Annotated in this window: 21 protein-coding genes; 16 read left to right on the forward strand and 5 right to left on the reverse strand. The window is 49.7% G+C overall.

Translation table 11 applies throughout. From position 1 onward, the window contains the following. Positions 1-83: 83 nt before the first annotated feature. Both MJZ26_00995 and MJZ26_01000 read left to right on the forward strand, forming a co-directional pair. Positions 84-827, forward strand: a complete 744-nt coding sequence (locus tag MJZ26_00995) for a hypothetical protein (protein ID MCQ2104344.1) — start codon at positions 84-86, stop codon at positions 825-827. A gap of 14 nt (positions 828-841) precedes the next feature. After that, positions 842-1,279 (forward strand): hypothetical protein, encoded by a 438-nt coding sequence (locus tag MJZ26_01000; GenBank protein MCQ2104345.1) that lies wholly within the window; start codon positions 842-844, stop codon positions 1,277-1,279. Between the two features lie 4 nt (positions 1,280-1,283). Here the strand turns inward: MJZ26_01000 and MJZ26_01005 are convergent, their stop codons facing one another. After that, entirely contained in the window at positions 1,284-2,006 is a 723-nt protein-coding gene (locus MJZ26_01005) for a UDP-2,3-diacylglucosamine diphosphatase (GenBank protein ID MCQ2104346.1), read from the reverse strand. 34 nt (positions 2,007-2,040) lie between these two features. Between MJZ26_01005 and MJZ26_01010 the strand changes: the two genes are divergently transcribed. From MJZ26_01010 to lnt, 4 genes are read left to right on the forward strand one after another with little or no spacing between them, the layout of a single operon-like run. Beyond that, complete coding sequence (locus MJZ26_01010) at positions 2,041-2,619, forward strand: hypothetical protein (protein ID MCQ2104347.1); 579 nt, start codon at positions 2,041-2,043, stop codon at positions 2,617-2,619. Between the two features lie 10 nt (positions 2,620-2,629). Further along, a complete protein-coding gene (locus tag MJZ26_01015) occupies positions 2,630-3,391 on the forward strand; it encodes an RNA methyltransferase (protein ID MCQ2104348.1) in 762 nt (253 codons plus the stop codon). A 14-nt stretch (positions 3,392-3,405) separates the two neighbouring features. Beyond that, positions 3,406-4,092 carry a 16S rRNA (cytidine(1402)-2'-O)-methyltransferase gene (rsmI, locus tag MJZ26_01020; GenBank protein ID MCQ2104349.1) on the forward strand — a complete coding sequence of 229 codons (687 nt, stop codon included), beginning with the start codon at positions 3,406-3,408 and terminating at the stop codon, positions 4,090-4,092. A 43-nt stretch (positions 4,093-4,135) separates the two neighbouring features. After that, positions 4,136-6,076, forward strand: a complete 1,941-nt coding sequence (lnt, locus tag MJZ26_01025) for an apolipoprotein N-acyltransferase (protein ID MCQ2104350.1) — start codon at positions 4,136-4,138, stop codon at positions 6,074-6,076. Here lnt and MJZ26_01030 read toward each other — a convergent pair. Then, entirely contained in the window at positions 6,060-6,695 is a 636-nt protein-coding gene (locus tag MJZ26_01030; protein MCQ2104351.1) for an alpha/beta hydrolase, read from the reverse strand. The two genes, lnt and MJZ26_01030, sit on opposite strands and share 17 nt — an antisense overlap. A 161-nt stretch (positions 6,696-6,856) precedes the next feature. Here MJZ26_01030 and MJZ26_01035 point away from each other — a divergent pair, with 161 nt between their 5' ends. The 6 genes from MJZ26_01035 to MJZ26_01060 are packed head-to-tail and all read left to right on the forward strand — an operon-like array spanning position 6,857 to position 11,427. Continuing rightward, complete coding sequence (locus tag MJZ26_01035; protein MCQ2104352.1) at positions 6,857-7,828, forward strand: hypothetical protein; 972 nt, start codon at positions 6,857-6,859, stop codon at positions 7,826-7,828. 3 nt (positions 7,829-7,831) lie between these two features. Further along, entirely contained in the window at positions 7,832-9,058 is a 1,227-nt protein-coding gene (locus MJZ26_01040; GenBank protein MCQ2104353.1) for a hypothetical protein, read from the forward strand. Continuing rightward, on the forward strand, positions 9,058-9,840 hold the full coding sequence (locus MJZ26_01045) for a TPM domain-containing protein (GenBank protein ID MCQ2104354.1): 783 nt from the start codon (positions 9,058-9,060) through the stop codon (positions 9,838-9,840). Before MJZ26_01040 ends, MJZ26_01045 begins: the two co-directional genes overlap by 1 nt. A gap of 12 nt (positions 9,841-9,852) precedes the next feature. After that, the gene (locus MJZ26_01050) at positions 9,853-10,542 is read left to right on the forward strand and encodes a hypothetical protein (GenBank protein ID MCQ2104355.1); all 690 of its coding nucleotides are present in this window, start codon (positions 9,853-9,855) and stop codon (positions 10,540-10,542) included. Then, positions 10,539-11,147, forward strand: coding sequence for a LemA family protein (locus tag MJZ26_01055; GenBank protein ID MCQ2104356.1), 609 nt, complete (start codon positions 10,539-10,541; stop codon positions 11,145-11,147). Before MJZ26_01050 ends, MJZ26_01055 begins: the two co-directional genes overlap by 4 nt. 10 nt (positions 11,148-11,157) lie before the next feature. Then, positions 11,158-11,427, forward strand: a complete 270-nt coding sequence (locus MJZ26_01060) for a hypothetical protein (GenBank protein MCQ2104357.1) — start codon at positions 11,158-11,160, stop codon at positions 11,425-11,427. Between the two features lie 38 nt (positions 11,428-11,465). On the opposite strand, the gene MJZ26_01065 is transcribed toward MJZ26_01060, so the two are convergent. Then, positions 11,466-12,689 (reverse strand): DUF3300 domain-containing protein, encoded by a 1,224-nt coding sequence (locus MJZ26_01065; protein MCQ2104358.1) that lies wholly within the window; start codon positions 12,687-12,689, stop codon positions 11,466-11,468. A gap of 197 nt (positions 12,690-12,886) precedes the next feature. Between MJZ26_01065 and MJZ26_01070 the strand changes: the two genes are divergently transcribed. Next, positions 12,887-14,722 (forward strand): CotH kinase family protein, encoded by a 1,836-nt coding sequence (locus MJZ26_01070; GenBank protein MCQ2104359.1) that lies wholly within the window; start codon positions 12,887-12,889, stop codon positions 14,720-14,722. 74 nt (positions 14,723-14,796) lie between these two features. On the opposite strand, the gene MJZ26_01075 is transcribed toward MJZ26_01070, so the two are convergent. Together MJZ26_01075 and cysK are read right to left on the reverse strand one after the other, a co-directional pair. Beyond that, positions 14,797-16,464 carry a glutamine--tRNA ligase/YqeY domain fusion protein gene (locus tag MJZ26_01075; protein ID MCQ2104360.1) on the reverse strand — a complete coding sequence of 556 codons (1,668 nt, stop codon included), beginning with the start codon at positions 16,462-16,464 and terminating at the stop codon, positions 14,797-14,799. Between the two features lie 115 nt (positions 16,465-16,579). After that, the gene (cysK, locus tag MJZ26_01080) at positions 16,580-17,500 is read right to left on the reverse strand and encodes a cysteine synthase A (protein ID MCQ2104361.1); all 921 of its coding nucleotides are present in this window, start codon (positions 17,498-17,500) and stop codon (positions 16,580-16,582) included. A 118-nt stretch (positions 17,501-17,618) separates the two neighbouring features. Here cysK and MJZ26_01085 point away from each other — a divergent pair, with 118 nt between their 5' ends. The 3 genes from MJZ26_01085 to MJZ26_01095 are packed head-to-tail and all read left to right on the forward strand — an operon-like array spanning position 17,619 to position 21,955. After that, positions 17,619-19,367 (forward strand): AAA family ATPase, encoded by a 1,749-nt coding sequence (locus MJZ26_01085; protein MCQ2104362.1) that lies wholly within the window; start codon positions 17,619-17,621, stop codon positions 19,365-19,367. 19 nt (positions 19,368-19,386) lie between these two features. Beyond that, on the forward strand, positions 19,387-20,751 hold the full coding sequence (locus tag MJZ26_01090) for a hypothetical protein (protein MCQ2104363.1): 1,365 nt from the start codon (positions 19,387-19,389) through the stop codon (positions 20,749-20,751). Positions 20,752-20,782: 31 nt separating this feature from the next. Next, entirely contained in the window at positions 20,783-21,955 is a 1,173-nt protein-coding gene (locus MJZ26_01095) for a LysM peptidoglycan-binding domain-containing protein (GenBank protein MCQ2104364.1), read from the forward strand. The last annotated feature ends 13 nt before the right edge of the window (positions 21,956-21,968 follow it).

A 21,968-nucleotide genomic window follows, 5' to 3' on the forward strand; every position in this document is an offset into this window, starting at 1 on the left:
GAAAAAACTTTTACTTTCTTCGAATTCGTCCGTTTTTTTTGTTAATTTACAAGAAGAAATTAAGATAAAAGAGGTAATTATCTATGGAAAGTGTTATTGTAAAAATGGACGTCCGCGGCTTCATCCGCTTCCCTGCTGAAGCAATCAAGACTTTGAAGCTCGATAAGATGGCAGTTCAGGAAACCAACAAAAAAGGTGAAATTACAGAAATCGGCCCTTACGCTGATATAGAAGTAGACCCTGTTGGCAAACGCATTGCAGTCACCCCCATTAAAGAAGCCAAGGCAACCTCTTTCCGTTTCATTCCTGGCGTAAACGGATCCAAGTCCAAATTCCTCTACTTCAAGGGAGCTCTGAACGCCATTGGCGAAAAGATCGCTACCGGCGCATACACCTTGGAAAAAGACGGCAGCAAGTACGTATTCACCGCCAAGAGCGCAGGCAAGAAGAAGGGCGCCTGGCAGACAATCGCCTGCCGCAACGCAGTGGCAAACAAGACGATGCTTTCCATCGATAGCCGCGGCACCATTATTTTTGACCGCAATACCAAGAACGCAGTCAATACAGTCGTCAACAACACCCTGACAGCAGAATTCGACGCCGCCAAGAAAACTTTCAAGTTGACCTTCAGCAAGAAGGGCTTCATCAACGTAAGAACCATCGCAAGCCATGCCAACGCCTCCTTTATGGGCACTTTGTCCTCCTTTGGCATCGCTTTGCCCAAACAAAGTTTCCGTACCGAGTGCTCTGTGGACGGAAAAGTTGTATCTTTTAGTGTAGCCCCCATCATTGCAGACAAGAAAAACGCAAAGGGCTCCAAAAAGTAACAACGAGGTAACCTATGGTTGACGTCCTTAAAGCTTTCTACAGCATCCACTACAACTTCGCTGCACTGAGCGTCCTCATTCTGTTCCTCACCATATTTTTCTTCTCTAAGAAGAACATGGTCGGCGGAGTAATCGCTTTAGCAGTGCTCCTGGTATTCAATGTGTTCCTGTTCAAGCGTACAGACGGCAAGGCATGGACTCTCACCATCGACCCGCCCGAGAACCAGGTTGACGCATTCGGCTACAAACCCCAGCCCCAGACCATGACCTTCTCAGTCCACAAGAACTGGACCATCACCGATGAAAAGGGCGAAACCCATCATTGGTGCTGGGTCGACGACTACTGGGACAAGTTCGCAAACACCGACATCGTTGCCGGAATCTGGGGCGAAAACGCAGGCAAGAAGCTTGCAAAGAGCTCCGAAGTTAGAGAATCCGGTACAGCCGAATAATCCGTTACTCTAAAGTTTCAATGGAAATTTCACCTGCTTCCATACGGAGGTAGGTGAGTTTTTTTATCCAGTCACCGGGAGAGGCTACCACACCCTGATCCACATTCCAAGTTCCGGTAACGTGGTGGTGACCGATGACGCACAGGGAGCAATCGTTTTTCTTCATGGTACGGTTGGCCCAGCCAAGATACTCGTCCATCTTGATAATACGGTTTTCTCCGTACTTGCGGCTATTGCGTCCAACAAAGCGTGCAAGGCCCATGCCCCAATCCGGATGAATCTGCTTGAACAGGAAACGGTTCAGGGGAAAATCCAGAATGCGACGGAATAGGCGATAGCCGAAGTCCGACTTGGCCACACCATCTCCATGGCGGAACAGAACCCTCTTCCCCTGGATTTCCAGCACGGTTTGCTTATGGACCTGCACACCAAGGCTTGTGGGGAAAAAATCCCCATAGGCAAAGTCATGGTTTCCCTGCAACAGATGAACCTGAACTCCCGACTCGACTAAATCAGCAAGAGCCCTGAAGAGATTGAAATGATTCCGGGTCACATAGTAGCCGTACTCGTACCAGAATTCAAACAGGTCTCCTACAATAACCACGTGGGATGCAGCCCCCTTCCAGGACTTGAGAAGGGAAACAAGCTTTTCTTCGCGGTTCTTGATACATCCAGGAGGATCGATTCCCAGATGCGCATCACTGATGAAATAGGCAGGCAGTTCCATGGCTGGCAATATAAATAATATTATCTTTTAGTATATGAGTTTCCACAAGATATCTGCCCGCTTTTTGAAGGGTTTACTAGCAGCAGGAACGGCCATGGGTATTTCCGGCTGTTCAATGAACTTGACCCGCGGAAATTTGGATAACGTTCCCAAGACAACGGAAAAGTACAGCTTTTTCGGGAGCATACCTCTTGTTATTGGAGACCAGTCCATCGAGCTTAGCCAGGATTTGCTGAGGGCTTATACCGCAGCAGCTAGCGCCGAGGCGTTCCCCAGGGAACGCTGCCGCGGGAACGCGGCCGTACAGGCCTCTGTCCAGCGGAACGATTCCGGATCGGCCTGGTACCTCGGCGCCATGATACCTTTCTGGCCCGTCATGCCCGTAGACGAAACCTGGACCTACAAGCTTACTGCACGAATCTTCTGTGACGGCACCTTAGTAAAGCATGTTGAATTTACGGAACAGGAGCAGGTGAATGCAACCCTCTATGGCCGCCTTCGCAGCGACCTGGTGAACAGTGCCTCAGACGAAATGCACCGCAAGCTGGTGCAGCGACTGGCCTACGAACTGAGCGACCGTCCCGCCGACCAGAACAGCGTAAGCGACTACTAGCAGGGCAACCATGGAATTCTTCGACTACTACTCGGAACTGTTCGGCGATCGTTGGCCAAACCTGCTGGAAGCCCTCAAGGGCGAAGGCAAGGCCATGGAACTGCAATTTGGCGAAGGTCTCGCTCCCTACTATCTGGACGAGGCTTCCGTATTCGCAGCCAACGCCCTGGGAGTAAATCCTGGAGACCAGGTCCTGGATATGTGCGCAGCACCTGGCGGCAAGACCCTAGTTATCGCCTCCAAGCTTAAGGGCGAAGGCTCCCTTCAGAGTAACGACCGTTCCCCAGACCGTAGGAACCGTCTTCAGAAAGTAATCGACACGACCCTTCCCGAGGATTGGGCCAAAATCATTACTGTCTCGGGATACGATGGAATCAAGTTTGGCCTCCACAAAAAGGAATCCTACGACAAGATTCTTCTGGACGCCCCCTGCTCTTCCGACAGGCATGTACTGAATTCTCCCGAGCATCTTAAAGTCTGGTCAGCCAAACGTGTCAAGCGCCTATCCGTAGAACAAGGCGCCCTGCTGGCCTCCGCCGTAGACGCACTTCGCCCTGGCGGAACCATCATATATGGTACCTGCGCCCTCTCCCCCATGGAAAATGACGACGTGGTCAAGAAGATTCTCAAGAAACGCCCTGCCATGAAATTCGTGGAAATCGAAGACCTTCTTCCGGGAGCAGACCGCACTGAATTCGGCGTCCATATCCTGCCGGACAACTCCGAGGGACGCGGCCCTATCTACTGCGCCAAACTGGTAAAACAAGCTTAATGCATTAATTGAATATGGCAAACACACTCTACATTGTTGCAACCCCTATCGGGAACATGGAAGACATCACCTACCGTGCGGTTCGCATCCTCAAGGAAGTTCCGCTGGTTTTGGCCGAAGACACAAGGCACTCCCGCCTTCTGTTTGACGCCTACAACATTTCCACCCCCATGGAAGCCTACCATGACTTCAACAAGGAAAAGGTGACCCCCAAGTATGTAGAGTTCCTCAAGAACCAAGGCGATATCGCCCTCATTAGCGACGCAGGCACTCCGGGCGTTGCAGACCCGGCTTTCAACTTGGTCAGGGAATGCGTTAGAGAAGGAATTGACGTTCGCGCCGTTCCCGGCCCCTGCGCCATGATTACCGCCCTTGTAAGCAGCGGCATGCCAACAGACCACTTCACCTTCCAGTACTTTTCCCCCAAGAAAAGCGCCCAGCGAATCCACTTGCTTGAAAAGCTGAAAGATGAGGAAGCTACCCAGATCTTCTACGCAAGTCCTCACAACATTGACAAGTTCGTTGAGGAAATCAAGCTTGTCTTTGGAGATATAAAAATCGCCTTGATGCGAGAGTTGACAAAGAAATTCGAGGAACACCTGATTGGGACCCCAACCGAAATCTCCGCCCACTTCAAGAGCCATCCTCCCAAAGGAGAATTCGTCTTGATTTTCAATCCCCAGGACAAGAGCGGCCTATAATCAGCCTGTCAAGGATTTCGACTTCTGTGCTACGAGAGTTTTAATGTTTGTTGAACGAATAAAAACGCTTCCTAAGATTTATTGGATCTATACGGCAGTCATTCTGCTGGCAGAGATTATCGTATTTACCCAACGTCCCAATGAGCCCGGGCTTTATGAGTTCACACCTCAATTCATTCCCTTCGCACTAGCCCTACCCTTCCTGGCAATCAAGGCTATCCGCCAGAATTTTTCCCGCTGGATCAATACTTACAGCATTCTTGCATTTCTGCATCTTGCCATCGACTACAATACAGCAGACTTCAACGGAGCGGGACACGCCGGGCTTTACCAAATAGCAATTACCTTCCTCCCGGTAGGGCTATTCTGGATTGGGCTCTTTATCCGTTGGAATATTAGGCGAATCAAGGAAAAGGATTCTCGCGTAGCCTTGGCACTTTGCGCCATTTCCTGGGGACTTTACGCCTTTGCATTCCCGCCAATGCCCTTGGGACCGGCTGCCTTATTACTATTAGTACCCTGGTTCATGGTCATGAACCGATACGGAAGGCAGCAGGCTCTTTTTGCCACCTTCTGGTCTGGCATGCTGTACAACAGTATCAACTATTACTGGATCTACAACGTAATGCATGTGGAAACGGCCCCCTCGGGACTAATCCTCTTTGGCCTATTCCTGCTTATCGCCTACTTCAGCGCCTATAACGTTTTTGCTGCGTTCATCTATTCCGTCGCAAAGGATATCAAGTTCAAGGGGATCCGTCCCCTGTTCATTCTGTTCCCGCTGTTCTATGCAGGCCTTGAAATGACCCGTACCCGCGGGGACTTCAGCTTTCCTTGGAGCCATGTAGGATACGTCTTCGGAAACCATCTCGAACTACTGCAAATGCTGCCCTGGATTGGCATCTTTGGTTACAGCATTTTAATCATAGCTTCGAACCAGGCTGTAGCGAACACCCTATGCAAGGCTGCCTCTTACAAAAAAGCAATTCCCGTCCTCGCTATCCCTGCGATTATCTTCGTCGTTTTACTGGTGCAGGGATCCATCGTTCTTTCCGCTCCCGAGGCAGCACCGTTCTACAATGACGAAGCCAAGGAAAATCCATCCGTAGCACTTGTTCAGCCCAGCATTGCCCAGGGCGCCAAGTGGAGCAAGGACCGTTTTGATTCCATCGTCACAAAAACCTTTGGAATGACCAAACTTGCCGACAAAAATACAGACTTGCTTGTCCTGGCAGAAACCGCCATCCCCGACCACATTCGTAGACAACCCGAAGTCATTCGGAAACTTCAATACATGGCGGATTCCCGCAAGACCCGTATCCTGACGGGTGCGCTAGACTTCAAGAGAAACAAGCCCGGTTCCATCCGCAAGTATGATATCTACAACGCGTCTTTCCTGTTCGTCCCCGGTGGGCAGGCTCATTACCAACGTTACATCAAGAAGCACCTGGTTCCCTTTAGTGAACGCATTCCTTTTGATGACATCTTCCCCATCTTGAACTATGTGGACCTAGGTGAAGGAGATTTCGTTCCCGGCAAGGAAACTCCGGTCTATCCGCCCTACAACTGGACTCCGTACATCTGTTACGACGCCATCTTTGGAGATCTTATCCGCGAGGCTATCCGCGCAGGTTCCCGTATGATGGTAAACATTACCAACGACGGTTGGTTCGGCAGAAGCACCGCTCCCTACCAGCATCTCAATCTCGTTCGTTACCGCGCCATCGAAAACGGCATGCCCACGGCCCGACTCGCCAACTCCGGCGTATCCGCCTTCATAGACCAGTACGGACATTTCGACAAGAATACGGAAATCTTCACTGACGCCGTAATACAAAGAAAGATGCCCCTCAAGACCAGGGACACCCTCTATTCACACATCGGCGATTCAGTTGAAACAGCCTTGCTTTGGTTTTTCCTCTTCTACCTAATTGCCTGTGCAGGATTCACGATAGTCTTGCGCAAGGTTAAAGCAGAAGCATAGGCGGCCAGTGGCCAGCCTTGGGGCGTTCCTTAAATTCCGCGCCCGTCAGGAAGTCTTTCAAGACCAAGGTCATGGCAGGCTTGATTGCCTGATCCATTCGGCCGAATATCACCTTGACATCATTGCATTCTATTTCCGTTTCAATGCGATTCTTTGCAAGATAATACAAGCCGTCACTCAGCGACTTCGGCGACATCTTTTTCGCGCATTTAAACCATTCTTCCTGCCATTCTCCGAATTCCTCTTCGTATTGTTCCATAAAGGCATTCAAGGATGGATCAACCGTGGTCAAAGTCTGGTGTGCTATAAACTGAAGATTCTGTTCAGTCCAGCTACCGTCCTCATCGCAAAAATCGGCAAAGGGCGAAAGCAAAATCCACTTCTGGCCTTTCGGTCGTTTATCTGCATTGTTTAAAAGGACAAACGCACCCATGCCCCAGCCCACAATCGTAGAAGCCTCAGCAAGGCCAGGCAAGTCAAAAATCTTATCCAGGTAGGACGCCATTTTTTCGTAGGGAACAAAGGTATGATCCGCCTCTGGACAGGCGTTAATCAAATCGTCTTCCCAAAGAGCCATGTCAGAAGCCCAATCAGGCAACCAATACCATTTTTCATCCATACAAGCCTCTTATAAGATCAAATTATCAAACTCTTTCAATTTTTAAATATATAGAGTTTTTTTTAAATGGAACCGTTGCGACTAAAAAAACATTTTGTCACGTGTTTTTATCACATTTCTGTTGACCATCAATCCTTGATTAGATAACTTTATCCATAGATATGATGTACCCGAAGTTTTTGTTTTGCAGCCTTGTAGCAATGGTCCTTGGTGCCTGCTCCAGCACCCAACCGGCATCCAATGCCGACGCCACCAGAAGTAAGGCATACGATAAATACGACCAATTGAACCCTGATAGGGCTAGCGCCACTCAGTTCAAGTCGGAATATTCCAATCAAAAACAAGTCCAGGATGCATCCAGCACAAACTTTCCTCGCCCCGTCATTATGGTGCAGCCAAACGACGGCACCTCGGGTTTGACATCCATCCAACTCACCCAAAGCAATCCCTATACCAGGGCAACTCTCGATGGAATCAACGAATACTTGACCAAAAAATCCTATGATGTCAAGTATCTAGAAGGCTCTTCCGATGTTGACAACATCATCAAGATGCAAAACGACATTGCAGGAACAGACGAAGACCTTGCCTATTTGGCAAGTCTTGCCCTTAACGCAGACATTTACATCAAGTTTTCCGGTTATGCAGATAAGAACGGGTTCATCATCGTGGACCTGAATGCATACGAATCTTCTACAGCAAGGCTGCTTGGAACCAAGTCAGGAACTGTAGATTCCCAAGGGCGGCTGTCTCCAAACGACATCAAGGCGAATTTCCAAACTGCGGCAAAGAAGGCCATGAGCGGTCTTGAAGAAATCATCTCTAAATACTGGATAGAAGATCAAAAGCTCGGCGTTCAATACAAAGCAGTCATTAATCTTAAAGGCGATTACTCCGACAGCCAGCTAGAAGACTTACAGGAAGCCATTTCCCAGAATTTGAAAGCGGTTTTCAACAAGGTAAAGGTCAATACCATGACCGACAAGACTGTTGATTTGCAAATCTATGCCGATCCGCAAAAATTTGAGGATGTCCAGGACGTGTACAGTGCTATTCGCAACACACTCAAGCCTCTGGCCGAAACCAAGAAAATTAACATCACGAAAAAATTGATTATCATGAACGTTCAATAGAAAATGATGAAGATTATTACACTCCCCACCATCATCCTTGCGACAATCTTATCAGCCCAGGCTCAAGCGGGTCGTGTAATAACATATACTGCAACCTCCAGCATTTCTCAAGAAGAGGCAAATAATTCAGCTGTAGCAGGAGTTGCCAAGCAGATTTCTACTCAGGTTTCCACAACCCAGGTTCTCAAGAAAGAGAGCATTACTGTTGACGGCAAGGAAACTCTTGTTGAAACATACAAGGCTCAGAATAATTTAACAAGCGACTTAAAGCTAAACGGGGTGAAGATTACTCCCGGCAAAAAAGACGGCAATGTTTTTTCCGCAACAGCAACATTGGATCTTGACGATTTCACTGCTGACATCCAGTTCAAAATGAACACCGAAAAACAGGAACTAAGCAAGGCTGAAAAAAACATACAAGAATCGATCGCAACCCGCCATTATGCAGACGCAGCAAGAACATTGGACTTGGCAAAGCCTCGTGTAGCAACCTACGAAAAGCTCCTACAGCAGCTTGCACAAGTATACCCCATTAACGAGACGCATCGTCTTAAGTCTAGACTTCCTGAATTGGAAAAATCCTTGATCCAGGAACTTTCCAGGATATCCTTTGCTGAACAAAAAAACACAAGCACCGAAACGCCTTCATGGCAGATCCTTGTTAGCGACAGCCAAGGACCATTGCCAGAATTTCCTGTTGTCGTTCACAAGGGCCGAGAGACATTAACCACCTCAAAAACCGACATGGAAGGCTATGTACAAGTTCAGCTAAAAAAAGCAAACCTTGAGGAGGAGCCTTTCGTCTTCTACATTGAACCGGACCTGCCTTTAGCCATACTAAGACAAGCCAGACTGCAAAGAAAATTAGAAGTTCAATATTCCGTCACTCGAAAGGAATGCCTCATTCAGATGAAATGCTCTGAGAACGAGGACATCTGCAATTCAATCAAGGAATCTCTTTCCAAGAAATCGATCATGGCCATTGGCGAACGCAGTGATGCGGCCCCCCTCATCAATTTTGGAATATCCGCTGAACAAAAGAACTCCCTGAACTCAGGGAACACCGCCTTAGTTTCTTACGACGTAACCATTTCCATGAGAGGAAACAACATTGCCACAAGCACAAACGTTCGTTCCGTAGGAAAATCCAGGGACGAGGCTATTGTCAAGGCTATTCAAAAAGCCGATTTCACCAAACTGAAGAAAATGCTGGAGTCACACTGCAAATAATGTTTGGCAAAAAAAGAAATATCGTACTTTTGCTCCTAGGGCTTACACTAGCACTGGTAACTTCCGCCTGGGCGATAGCCACCCCAGCGCGCCCTGTCAACAGCTATGTCTTTGACGAAGACCATTTGATGACAGCCCAGGAAATCAAGCTATTCAACACCATATCCGAGGAACTGTACCGAAAGACGGGCGTTGCTATTGCGTGTGCGCTAATGCACGACATCGGGCACAACGACTATAGAAGCTATGCACTGCAGGTAGCAGAAAGTTGGGGCGTTGGCGGCAAGTCTAACGAAGGCATACTCATCTTCGCAAGCATCAAGCAACGCCGTCGAAGCGTCGAAGTAGGCTACGGAGCTGAAGGCTACCTTCCCGACGCCTTGGTAGAGCGATTGCAACAGCAGACCATTGTTCCCGCCTTCCGACTGCAAAAGTATGGCGATGGTGTTGTACGCCTGGCATGGGCCATTGCTCAAGTCACTGCTAAAGAAAAAAACGTCACCCTTGAAATCAACGACGAGCAGTTCCAGGAAGAACAGGGCGCACCTCCCCAGATGTTCCTCTTCGTGATGTTCGTCTTCTTCCTCGTCATGATGGCTAAGTTCAGCGGAGGCCGCGGTAATGGCTGTCTTTGGTTCATGCTGGGTAACGCCATCGGCAGATCCAGCAGGCACAATGACCGCGGTGGATTCGGCGGTGGTTTTGGAGGAGGCCGCGGCGGTTTCGGTGGAGGTTTCGGTGGAGGAAGCTTTGGCGGAGGCGGCTCCGGCGGCAGTTGGTAAAAGGATTTGTATATGAAAAAGAATCTCAGCATTATAGAACTTCAGAATTCTTCCTGGCCCGAGCAAATTCAGAAAGCTCTGGGCGACAATCTTATATCCGCATTCGTCCATGGGGATTGCCTTATGGAAGGTTTCAACGCAATGGAACAGCCATGGACAATCAGTTTCATTCTACGAGACAATTCCACCAAGGCAATAGAGCCGTTGCAAGCGCTACTGCCTAAGGCAAAAAAAGAAAACATCGAATTCCGATTCTATTTCACCCTAAAAGAAATCCAGACCTCGGAAGATGTTTTCCCTATGGAGTTCCTGCACATTGCAAACCGCAATGCCGTTATCGCGGGCTCACAGCCCCTCCCCAACTACCAGCCAAATTTGGAATGTCTTCGTCTTGAATGCGAAAGAGAACTGCGCGGGCTCCTGATTCATCTTCGTCGTGCATTCATCTATCTCCACGAAGACCGCAATCCCCTGGGTTTCTTTGTTCGAGCCAGCTCAACCATGCTCCCCATCATGTATGGAGTGCATTATCTAAAACATGGTGTATACCCACAAAGTCACCAGGAGATATTTGCCGAATATCCTATGCTGCAAACTCCCATTAGCAGCAAGAACCAAAAGCTGTTCCTGGAAAGCGTGAATAACTATATTGCTACTGTCACAGAAATTGTCAACCTGGTTGACTCTATGGAGGTTGTATGAAAAAGGTCATTATCGGGACCCTGATTTCGGTTGTTTTACTCGCATTAATCATCGTCGGAAAGAGCGTCAGCGTTTACAACAATATTATCGCTCTTGACGAAGGCGTCAAGGCCCAGTGGGCTCAAGTAGAAAACACCTACCAGCGCCGCTACGACCTGATTCCCAACTTGGTTGCCACCGTGCAGGGTGAAGCCGACTTCGAGAAAAGCACTCTGAGCGCAGTTGTCGAAGCCCGCAGCCAGATGGGCGGCGTCGTAAAGGTCGACGAAAACATGCTGAGCGACGAAGTTGCCATGAAGCGATTCCAGGAAACCCAGGCGACCCTAGGCGGCGCACTCCAGCGCTTGATGGCTGTCAGCGAAAATTATCCGGACCTTAAGAGCAACACCAGTTTCCAGGAACTGCGAGTCCAGCTAGAAGGTGCAGAAAACCGTATCGCCGTAGAACGTAAGCGCTATAACGAAACAGTACAGGCATACAACACAACCATTCGCATGTTCCCCAACAGCCTGATCGCAGGCTTTGCCGGAGCAAGTCCCAAGATGCAATTCTCTGCCGATGCAGGTGCAAGTGCCGCCCCCAAGGTAGAATTCAACACCAAGTAGGCGACCCCGGATGAAATGTACAGGCATTCTAGGCACAACCCATCACGGGACCTACAAAAAGGTTGTTGACGTTCTTTTTGAAAAGCACGAACTGACCGAGCATTCCATTAGGAGAATCGCCAGAGACGGCGTAGAAATTGAAATCGATATCAACGAGGATATGCAGGAAGGCGACATTCTTGTGGAAACCGACCATTATGTCTACGCGGTAAAGATTTACGTACCAAAGCCTCCCATTCAAGAAATACAAGAAGAGCCTACAGTAAAACATTACCTGTAGACTCTATAGTAAAATTAGGGGATTAAAGGCGCAGCGGATTAACGACGTTGCGCCTTTCCAAATCCGCCATTGCCACGGCCGTTATTGCGAGATTCGTTGGTTCGGCCGGAGTTTCGGGAATCGTTTCTAGAATTGGTATTACGGTTATCCCAATTGCGGCTTCCGGATTGCGTTTTATTACTTGTACCAACAGCCGTGGCCTTTCCAAAGCCCTTATTGGAATCATAGCGGCGTTGTTCTTCCTCTTCCCAGTAATCATCACGGCGGGGAGTGTCGCGAACTACAGGCTTGCTAGCGGCATCGCTACGAACACCAACCAGGTTATTGGTTTTAGCACCGGCAGCTTCGGCCCTAATAGACTTTACGGTATTAGGATCATCCTTGACCAAAGGCCTTCCCGCAGACTGGGGAGCAGGTCTCTGCGATGCAGGCCGTTCCATATGAGCTCCCGGGCGAACAGGATCATGATGGACCTTGGGACCCAGGGGACCATGTCTAGGACGGGGTGGAGGACTATAGCGACGAGGATGGTGAGGAATAGGACGATGGTAATACCAGCGATAATCACGGACATAAATAAAGTGAGAATCCCATTCAAACCAGCAGGATCCCCACCCCCACTCACCGTACCAACCACCAAGCCAAACACCGTAGCCATAACGTACAGCGGGATAGCCATGGGCATGAACATAGTAGACTACATGGGGATTGTACACAGGAACATAAACGTATTCGGTGCGAGTCGGTTCTATAACAATCGTTTCATTCTTCTGCACAACAACTTGATCATTGCTTTGTAGCTGGCCATGGTCATAGGCGGCAGAACGCATACGCTGAATGGCATCCATCACCTCTTCCTTCTGCACGGAGACTGCATCGCCTAACTGGTCGGACCAATCACGATACTTTGCCATGGTCGCAAGAACCGTAGGAAACGGAATCAAGGCCTGGACACTAGGATCATACTTAAGATCTGCATTTTCCATGGCACGGGCAAGTTCCTCGCCCTTCAACTGCTTGTGGGATTCTGCCCAGGCACTTGCACCTGGAATCTGTTCACCATAAGTAGAGGCCGCAAGAACATGCACCAAAAGAGGGTCCGGATAAAGAGCGATGATAGAAACCAACGTATCCAACTCCGAAGCGCTAAAACGACCTGCCAGGGAATTTTGTTCTTGCGCCCAAGTGGTTACGGACAAACAGAGAAGCAGAACACAGATTGCCCCCGCAAATCTCTTCCAAACCGACTTATTATCAAACATAACTTACTCCTACGCCAACAAAATACAACATATTTGATGTTTGAACCACCCTCTTTGTTGCATCCGTTTCCCTTTTGAACTAAAGAACTGCGTTTTTGGGGCGTTGTTTTCCTTTACAACACGTAAATAAGAATTAACGGGGATAAATACCGGACCCAATATAGATTTTTCCTAGGATGTGTTAAATAGGAGAAATCATGGGTTGGAGTGCCAAGATTCTATTTATGGGTGGAATTGTTGCATTTTCCGCAGCAAGTTCCTTGGCTCAAACTTACGACTTGCCAATCATCTTCGTTGATACGAAGCAAAAATGTCTGGACAAGAACGTTACTGAAAAAATTCCGGCAACCATGAGGGTTCTTGATGAATCCTCGAATTCTGTAGCGGATAGCGCCAAGGGAAAGCTATACGATATCGGCATCAAGGTGAGAGGCCAATCATCCGCCTTGTTTCCGAAACCTGGCTACAGTGTGGAATTCTGGGATGAGGCAGGAGAAGGCATAGACGTCAGTCTGCTGGGCCTTCCCGCTTCTGATGACTGGGTGTTCCACGGGCCTTACGTAGACAAGAGCATGCTAAGAAACTCCCTTGCCCACTGGCTCTTTAGACAAGCGGGCCGCTACAGCCCTCGCACCATGCACTTTGACTTATACATCAACGGTGTGTACCGCGGCGTTTACGTGCTCATCGAAAAAATCAAACGCGGCAAGTACCGCGTCGACGTTTCCAAGCTTAAGGAAGAAGATGTTGAAGGCGACGATGTTACCGGTGGTTACATCTGGGCGTTCGATAAGACCGGTACAAACACTGGTGGCGCAGGCAACGGCAGCGTCAACAACGAAGGCTTTGGAACCTCCGATGGACTAAATGTTATCCTGCACTATCCAAAGAAAGAAAACATCCAGCCCCAGCAAGAAGAATACCTAAAGAAGTACCTGAATGACCTTGAAGGCTTATTCAAGAACGGAAAAAACGGCGACGGCTACGAGAATTACGTTGATGTTGGTTCAGCAGTGGATTATGTTCTTCACGAGGAAGTGACCAACAATGCCGACTCCTACTGGTGCAGTTTCTTCTTGCATAAGCCCAAGGATAGCAAAGGCGGTAAGGTAACCCTAGGACCTCCCTGGGACTTTAATCTTGCCATGAGTAACGGCACCCAACCTGAAGGTCAAAACAACAATGGGGGCTGGGGCGGAGGCTTTGGTGGATTTGGAGGCATGGGCGGAGGATTCGGAAGTTCCGGAACCACCGGCTGGCAAATTGAAAACAGCAGCAAGCAGGTTGCCGACGGAAACGGCGGTGGCGGTTGGGGCGGTGGATTCGGCTTTGGTGGAAGTTCACTTAAGGCTCCTCGTTGGCTTACCAGCATGTGGAAAGATCCGTCATACCAAAGTGAGTTGAAAAAACGCTGGGCAGAATTACGCAGCGGCGTGTGGCACTCTAAGACCATGGATACCTACTTGGATTCCATGAAGGTATACTTGAAGAACGCTGCCGATAGAAACTTCAAGCGCTGGCCTAATCTAGGCAAGGCTAGTGGCCAGAATGACGCAGACCCGCAGCCGATGAAATACTGCAACCAGTCCGGTGGCGGAGGCATGGGCATGGCCATGGGCGGCTACAACGCAGACTCCTGGGATGGAGAAGTTGAGCATCTTCGCAAGAAGATGAAAGAACGCATGGCATGGATGGACCAGCAGCTGGGCTTTACAGAACCGGCCAATCCAATCGTAACAGAGCCAGTAATCCACATTCCAACCATCGAGGAAAAGAAGGATTCCGCGGTTATCCGGCCACCCATGAGACAGGTTGATTACACCAGGCTTTCTCCAGGAAACTACTTTGTGGTAAACGGTAACAACCTGGAAATCCAAACAGACATAGGTGGAACTTTCGCTATTGTCGACTTGAAGGGAGTCGTGCTGTTTAGAGCCAAGGTCAAAGCGGGAACAACCTCCATGCAGATTCCTGCCAATGCGATGAATCTGCATTGGATTGCAACTCTCAACGGGAAGATGCTTAGTCGATAAAATTTCACTCCATAGAAACCAAAAAAGACCTCGTCTATGACGAGGCCTTTCTTATATCTAGCAATCTCCGGGGATTACTTCGCGGGATTGAAGGAATCCTTCAGACCGACGGTGCGGTTGAACACCAGGTGGCCCGGCTTGGAATCGTCAGAATCCAGGCAGAAGTAGCCGAGACGCAGGAACTGGAAGCGGTCTTCCATCTTGGCGTCAGCCAGGCTGGGTTCCAGCTTGGCCTGCTTAATCACCATGGATTCAGGATTCAGGTAGCTGTGCCAATCTTCGCCTTCGGGAACATCGGACGGATCTTCCAGTGTGAACAAATTATCGATGAGGCGGACTTCGGCGTCCACAGCGTGAGCGGCGCTCACCCAGTGGATGGTGCCCTTCACCTTGCGGCCATCGGGAGATTCGCCACCCTTGGACAGCGGATCGTATTCGCAGTGGATAACGGTCACCTTGCCATCGGCATCCTTTTCGACGCTCTTGCAGGTAACGAAGTAGGCGCCCTTCAAACGGACTTCGCCTTCCGGCTTCAGGCGGAAGTACTTCTTGGGAGGTTCTTCCATGAAGTCTTCGGCTTCGATGTACAGTTCCTTGGAGAACGGAACCATGCGGGTGCCTGCGTTAGGATCGTTGGGGTTGTTTTCCACTTCCACCATTTCCACCTTGCCGTCTTCCCAGTTGTCGATAACAACCTTCACCGGGTCGATGACTGCCATGGCACGCTTGGCGCTCTGGTTCAGTTCTTCGCGAATGCAGAAGTAAAGCAAGTTCACGTCCACCATGGATTCTGCCTTGGATACGCCAATGCGGCTGCAGAATTCGCGGATGGAGCTGGGGGTAAAGCCACGACGACGGAAACCGCAGACCGTGGGCATACGGGGGTCGTTCCAGCCAAGAACAGCCTTGGTTTCCACCAGTTCAAGAAGCTTACGCTTACTCATCATGGTGTAGGTCAGGTTCAGGCGGGAGAATTCAATCTGCTGGGGGCGGTTTTCCAGGCCCAGTTCAATGAGGAACCAATCGTACAGCGGGCGATGGGCTTCAAATTCAAGAGTACAGATGGAGTGGGTAATGCCTTCGATCCAGTCGCTGATGGGGTGAGCGAAGTCGTACATGGGGTAGATGCACCACTTGTCGCCAGTGCGGTGGTGAGTGCAGTGCTTGGTACGGTAGATCACCGGGTCGCGCATGTTCATGTTGGGGCTAGAAAGGTCCACCTTTGCGCGGAGGCACTTTTCGCCATCGGCGTACTTGCCGTCACGCATTTCGCGGAACAGCTTCATATTTTCTTCAACGCTACGGTCACGGTACGGAGACGGCTTGGAAGGCTTACCGGCATCGTTTCCGCGGTATTCCTGCATTTCGTCGCGGGTCAGGTCTTCAACGTAGGCCTTGCCCATTTCAATCATCTTTTCTGCGAAGGCGTAAATCTGATCGTAGTAGTCGGAAGCAAAGAATTCTTCCTTCCACTGGAAGCCCAGCCACTTCACGTCTTCGCGGATGGAATCCACGTATTCCACGTCTTCCTTGGTGGGGTTGGTGTCGTCGAAGCGGAGGTTGGTGAAACCGCCAAACTTCTGGGCGGTACCGAAGTTCAGGCAAATGGACTTGGCATGGCCGATGTGGATGTAGCCGTTAGGTTCCGGAGGGAAACGGGTCAGCACCTTGTTGCGCTTGCCGGTCTGCAAGTCGTTGACGATAATGTCTTGAATAAAATTCGAAGATTCAGGAATGTCCATAGTTTAACCTTTTAGGTTTTTTGCCATAATATTTACATAAAAAATGTAGCAATAAGAAAAAATGTCGTCGGTCTCAGCCCACGACATTTCATTATTCATCCTTCATTTTTCATTGTTACTCGTTCCACAACCAGGTGCTGAGGTAACGTTCGCCAGTGTCGGGAAGGAGGGCTACAATGCGCTTGCCCTTGAATTCTGGGCGCTTAGCCACGGTAAGTGCGCATTCCAATGCCGCACCAGAGGAAATTCCTACGAAAATACCTTCTTCGGCCGCAGCGGCACGAGCCGCGGAGCCAGCCTTTTCGGTGCTAGTCAGGTACACTTCGTCAACCACCTTGGGATCGTAAATCTTGGGGATAAAGTTTGCACCGATGCCCTGAATCTTATGGGGACCAGAAACGCCCTTGGTAATCATGGGAGAATCGTCCGGTTCGATGGCAATTACATACAAATTAGGATTCTTTTCCTTCAGGTATTTTGCGGTGCCACTGACGGTTCCGCCGGTGCCTGCGGTCGCAATAAACACGTCCACCCTGCCCTCGGTATCACGCCAGATTTCGGGGCCCGTGGTCTTATAGTGGGCTGCCGGATTTGCGGGATTTTCGAACTGCTGAGGGATGAAACTTCCCGGATTTGCTGCGGCGATTTCATTTGCCTTCTCGATGCAGCCGGCCATGCCCTTGGCGCCTTCTGTCAATACAACTTCTGCACCCAGAGACTTCAAAAGCATACGGCGTTCCATGCTCATGGAATCGGGCATGGTAAGCACCACCTTGTAGCCTTTTACGGCGCCCACGTAGGCAAGGCCCACGCCGGTGTTTCCGCTGGTGGGTTCAATAATCAACGCTCCAGGTTTCAGCTTGCCTTCCTTCTCGGCAGCTTCAATCATCTCGAGGGCTACGCGGTCCTTGGCACTGCCCAGAGGGTTGAACATTTCAAGTTTAACGTAAACTTCAGCTTCACCCTTGTTCAGCTTATTGATGCGTACAAGAGGTGTATTACCAATGGTTTCGAGAATGCTGTTGTAGAGAGCCATAAAAAATCCGTCCTTGTGTATTAAATAATAACAATAACCCACTTATTCAGGGACACCAATTTCCTCTACCAGTAAAAAAAATCTACATTGGTCAAGAATAAATACTAGGGATTTACCTATGGAAAGCGCAAGAAAAATTATCAACCTGTTTCTGAAGAATTCCTACAGCGGAAATGAGCTGAAGGCAGAACTGTACAAAGCAGGCGTTGCTGCCCAGGAAGAAGGCTGGACCTTTATGGACGCCAGCTTCCAGCTGGGTGGAAAAGCCCGTGATGAAGGTATGGACGGCGACGAAGTCGAACAGACCCTTCGTCGAGCATTCTCTGCAGAAAAAAGATCTTCTGAACGTGTCGAGCCCACTCCCGCTCAACAACAAGCACCTGGCACAGCGACTCCTGCCCCAGAAAACGCAGCTGCAGCTCAAACGGTAGCCATGCCGATTATTTCCCCGCTTTCCGCGGGAATGATTTCCATGGAACAAATGCTTGCTCTGGGTCTAGACACCCAGTCCATGGAACTGTTGCAGAACTTCAAGATTGATCCGGAAGCGCTTTCTATTCCATGGCCCGCAGCTGACTGGCGTAAGGACCTCGCAAAGCTTCTGGAAGTCACCTTTGAAGCAGACGAAACCATTGAATTCAAGATTTCAAACACCCCAAACAGCACCGAGGAAGTAGTATCCAACATTGTCGGTCAGGATGACTCTATCAAGAAAATCATGAAGAGTCTCGACAGTCCCGAGGGCGCGCTTCTCTGCATTAACGCAACCAAGGGTGGGGCAGACGCCACAGATGAAAGCTGGCATTACCGCTATGTAGTTGTGGACAATCCCAAAATGTCCCTGGCCAAGCAGTTGGCTTACTACAAGGCACTAAACCTCCCCTGCGCCGCCTTGGTCAACACAGGCGCAAACTCCGTGCAAGCCTGGGTAAAGATTCTTGCCAACGACGAAGAAGAATACAACGAACGCGTGGACTTCCTCTTCAAGACTCTGGATTCCCAAGGATTTAAGGTAGATGCATCAAACCGCAATCCCCACATGATGGTTCGCATGCCGGGCGTTCTCCGTGGTGGCAAGCAGCAGTATCTCATCGGCCTTGACCAGGGCGCTAAAAACTTCAAGGAATGGCAGGAATGGGTGGAATATTCCCTAGATGGAAAGCCCCTTATTGAACTCGCCAGCGATACAGAAGAAGCTCCCAAGAAGGACCAGACCATCGTGGAAAACATGCTCCGTACCGGAGAATTTTTCCTGTTCACGGCTCCTCCTAAGAGCGGCAAATCTCTGGCTCTTATGGACCTCGGCCTTTCTATCTGCTATGGCGAAGACTGGTTTGGAAACACAACCACATCAAACGACGTCCTTTTCATCAACTTTGAATTGACCAAGTCCGTATTCCTAAACCGTCTTTACATGTTGGGCGCTAAACGTGACCTAAACGCCAGCACCCCTAAATTTGGTTTCTTGAATTTACGTGGTACAGCACTTTCTCCCATTGAAACCGCCCAGCTCATCGCAAAGCGTATCCAGGGAGCGAAGAAGCTTGAAAATCACGACTACAAGGTCGTGGTCATCGACCCCATTTCGGCAGTACTTCACAACCCGAAGTCCACCCGTCTGAATGGTGCCCCCCACCAGATTCTGATGCAGATGATCGACACCATCATCGCCCTTACTGGCTGCGCCGTGGTCTCCAGTTGCAACCTGGACGAATATCCCTACCTGGAAGCCCGCGCCGACTCCGTCATGCGCTTGACACCTGTGGAAGGCAGTCTGAACATGTACCAGATTAACGGCAACTTCCGTGAATTCCCCAAGATGCTAGCAAGGGAATGTTCCTGGATTTACCCCAGGTTCTTTGTATAATTTATAACAGAAAGAACTTATGTACAAGCAGCCCAAAAGAAATTTCTCCCGCCGCCCAATGGATAACGGCAGCAGCCACTTTGACCGTTCTAGATCTACCCGTCAAAGTGCATCCCCTAAGCGTTTCGCCAAGGATCCTGCAGATACTGCAGAACAAACTAAGCCTGTCGTCAAGGCGGAAATGACTTTCGACGACATCAAGCAGCAATTGTCCGCATGGATCGAAACAAATAAAATTCCAGGAAAATTCCAGGCCTGGTTTACAGCAGATGCCTCGGCAGATCATTGCGATTGGCGTCTTGTAAAGAAGACCTTTGGTGAACACGAAAAATTGACTATTGAAGCACCCGCAAAAAACATGGATGCTCCGGAGCTAGTCAATAGGGTTTGCGAACAGCTGAAAAAAGATCATCTACGAATCTTCTGCAAGGCTCTTAGACAGATCTGGTTCCGCGCCACTGGCGATGGCAGATACGCCCTTTTAGTACAAGTTAACCTTCGCGGTCGTAACTCCGCCCATGGTTATAAGACCTTTGTTGACTTTATTGAAAGAACCTGCCCCGAAGTCATCAGTTGCCACAACATTCAGTGCCTACCGGATGCACTTTTCGATCCAGCAGGAACAATCCCCATGAAGGTTGAAGCAAAGGCCGCTTTCGGTAACGACTTTATGCCGATCGGAGATACGGGCTGCTACATGCATGTCCTGGACTGGGCCCCCCGCGTAAGAGACGCCTGGATGGGTCTACCGGCCCGCATCGAGAGCGCCATCCACCCCAATCCAGAAGACTGCTTCTTTGAATTCTACTCGGGCAGCAGCTTCGTTTCCACAATGTTAGCCAGCAGATTCAAGCGCGTTGATTCGTTGGATTGTCGCGAATACGCAATGCTTTCTTCCAAGATGAATGCTCGTAACGTGATGGACAACAACATGAGATTCCATCGTGGTCACGTGGAAGTAGAGTTTTTCAATAAGTTCTTCAGCAAGAAGGATAACGAAGGTCGTTGGACACTCTACCTGAACCTTCCAGGCGACGAAAGTTTGGCTCCCGGTGTTGACCAAGCTCTATCTCAGTCTAGAGCGGAAAGAATCCTCCTCCAGACATCCAACCTGGAGGTCGCCGCAAAAGAAATCAAGCATCTCCGCCGCGAGGGTTACATGCTCCGAAAGAGCATTCCCCTGTACCTGGAACCGGACAGTGGCAAGTTTGAAATTCTTTCCTTATTTACCCCTGACCGAGCAGGAGTCCTGGGACAAAATCCTGCACTCAAGGCAAAATCTCGCAATGTTCAGCGCCCCCAGGAGCGTGTTTTCCGCGAAAATCGTCAAGAACAACCCCGTTATATAACGGACATTCCGACTTTTAAGCAGAGAAAAGGTTAAATTTTTTAGGAATATTCCCTAAAGGATCATTATGCGACTTTTTAAATGTGCATCCATCTGTCTCGGCTTTTCAGCCCTTTTGGCATCTGCCTACATCGTCAAAGAAGGCGACACTCTTTGGGACTTGAGCGATGAATTCCTCCAGGACCCGTTCGCCTGGCCGGACCTTTGGGAAAATAACCGCCACATCCAGGACCCCCACTGGATTTACCCGGGCGACTCCATTTACCTGGGCGACAGCACCCGAGAAGAACAGGCTCTGTCTGAAGCTCCTAAAAAGAGCAAGCATCCCTGCGAAGCCGCTGTGGCAGACACAAACCTGCCCAAGGGCGTAACTTCCGTTGGATGCGACGAAGACGATTCCCGTAATTCTGAATTCGAAAACATGCTGGGCGACCTGCGTAGCAAGGACAAGAAGGACAAGAAAAAGAAGAAGGAAGAGGACGCCTATTATTATAAGAAGCGTTCCGCACCTAAGCTTTTCAATGGCTACTATCAGGTTTTGGCCCCCGAAATCTATACGTTGGACTCTCTGAAGAAGGACAGTTCCTTCTTCTCGATCATCTCCGGCGAAAAGAAGGTTCCCCTGATTCACCTTCCCGAAACAGAAGTCGTGGTCGGAATCGGCAAAAAGACCAACCCCAACTTGAAGAAGGGTGACCTGGTTGAAATCATTGACGCTCGCGCCATCGACGTTCCAGCCTCCAAGGGCAAGAGTTTCGACAAGTACGCACTGCTCAGACTTTCCGGTTTGGCAAAGATTACCGCCATTGGCGACACTTTGTCTAGAGCACAGATCATGCAGAGTTTCCGAGAAATTCGCATCAACCAGTCCAAGGCCCGTCTGAAGAAGCCTCTTAATCCGATCAACGTATCTGGCTATACCGAAGAAAAGGCTGCCAAGATGGATTCCCTAGCCATGATTCGTTACGCAATGGACCCCATGCTTATCATTGGTGCCTATGCTTACGTTCTGATCGATAAGGGAGCAAGCCAAGGCTACAATACCGGCGACGCAGTTGCCGTGTGGGATGAAGACAAGTCCGATGCCACCTTGCCGCCTCGTTTGATTGGCCGAGGAATCATTACTAGAGCAGCCGAGAAGGAAGCTGCTGTACTTATCCGCGAAGTGTACTCCAACAGCCGCCGCATCGAAATGGGTCACAAGGTTTCCATCACCCATCGAGCCAACGTGGTTAAGTGATTCCCTCAAGGAT

Origin of the sequence: Fibrobacter sp. (assembly GCA_024398965.1) — a bacterium.
Classification (GTDB): Bacteria; Fibrobacterota; Fibrobacteria; order Fibrobacterales; family Fibrobacteraceae; genus Fibrobacter.

Coding starts and splice junctions, on each gene's coding strand:
- MJZ26_00995 (MCQ2104344.1), top strand. CDS start 84: ATGGAAAGTGTTATTGTAAAAATGGACGTCCGCGGCTTCATCCGCTTC.
- MJZ26_01000 (MCQ2104345.1), top strand. CDS start 842: ATGGTTGACGTCCTTAAAGCTTTCTACAGCATCCACTACAACTTCGCT.
- MJZ26_01005 (MCQ2104346.1), bottom strand. CDS start 2,006: ATGGAACTGCCTGCCTATTTCATCAGTGATGCGCATCTGGGAATCGAT.
- MJZ26_01010 (MCQ2104347.1), top strand. CDS start 2,041: ATGAGTTTCCACAAGATATCTGCCCGCTTTTTGAAGGGTTTACTAGCA.
- MJZ26_01015 (MCQ2104348.1), top strand. CDS start 2,630: ATGGAATTCTTCGACTACTACTCGGAACTGTTCGGCGATCGTTGGCCA.
- rsmI (MCQ2104349.1), top strand. CDS start 3,406: ATGGCAAACACACTCTACATTGTTGCAACCCCTATCGGGAACATGGAA.
- lnt (MCQ2104350.1), top strand. CDS start 4,136: ATGTTTGTTGAACGAATAAAAACGCTTCCTAAGATTTATTGGATCTAT.
- MJZ26_01030 (MCQ2104351.1), bottom strand. CDS start 6,695: ATGGATGAAAAATGGTATTGGTTGCCTGATTGGGCTTCTGACATGGCT.
- MJZ26_01035 (MCQ2104352.1), top strand. CDS start 6,857: ATGATGTACCCGAAGTTTTTGTTTTGCAGCCTTGTAGCAATGGTCCTT.
- MJZ26_01040 (MCQ2104353.1), top strand. CDS start 7,832: ATGATGAAGATTATTACACTCCCCACCATCATCCTTGCGACAATCTTA.
- MJZ26_01045 (MCQ2104354.1), top strand. CDS start 9,058: ATGTTTGGCAAAAAAAGAAATATCGTACTTTTGCTCCTAGGGCTTACA.
- MJZ26_01050 (MCQ2104355.1), top strand. CDS start 9,853: ATGAAAAAGAATCTCAGCATTATAGAACTTCAGAATTCTTCCTGGCCC.
- MJZ26_01055 (MCQ2104356.1), top strand. CDS start 10,539: ATGAAAAAGGTCATTATCGGGACCCTGATTTCGGTTGTTTTACTCGCA.
- MJZ26_01060 (MCQ2104357.1), top strand. CDS start 11,158: ATGAAATGTACAGGCATTCTAGGCACAACCCATCACGGGACCTACAAA.
- MJZ26_01065 (MCQ2104358.1), bottom strand. CDS start 12,689: ATGTTTGATAATAAGTCGGTTTGGAAGAGATTTGCGGGGGCAATCTGT.
- MJZ26_01070 (MCQ2104359.1), top strand. CDS start 12,887: ATGGGTTGGAGTGCCAAGATTCTATTTATGGGTGGAATTGTTGCATTT.
- MJZ26_01075 (MCQ2104360.1), bottom strand. CDS start 16,464: ATGGACATTCCTGAATCTTCGAATTTTATTCAAGACATTATCGTCAAC.
- cysK (MCQ2104361.1), bottom strand. CDS start 17,500: ATGGCTCTCTACAACAGCATTCTCGAAACCATTGGTAATACACCTCTT.
- MJZ26_01085 (MCQ2104362.1), top strand. CDS start 17,619: ATGGAAAGCGCAAGAAAAATTATCAACCTGTTTCTGAAGAATTCCTAC.
- MJZ26_01090 (MCQ2104363.1), top strand. CDS start 19,387: ATGTACAAGCAGCCCAAAAGAAATTTCTCCCGCCGCCCAATGGATAAC.
- MJZ26_01095 (MCQ2104364.1), top strand. CDS start 20,783: ATGCGACTTTTTAAATGTGCATCCATCTGTCTCGGCTTTTCAGCCCTT.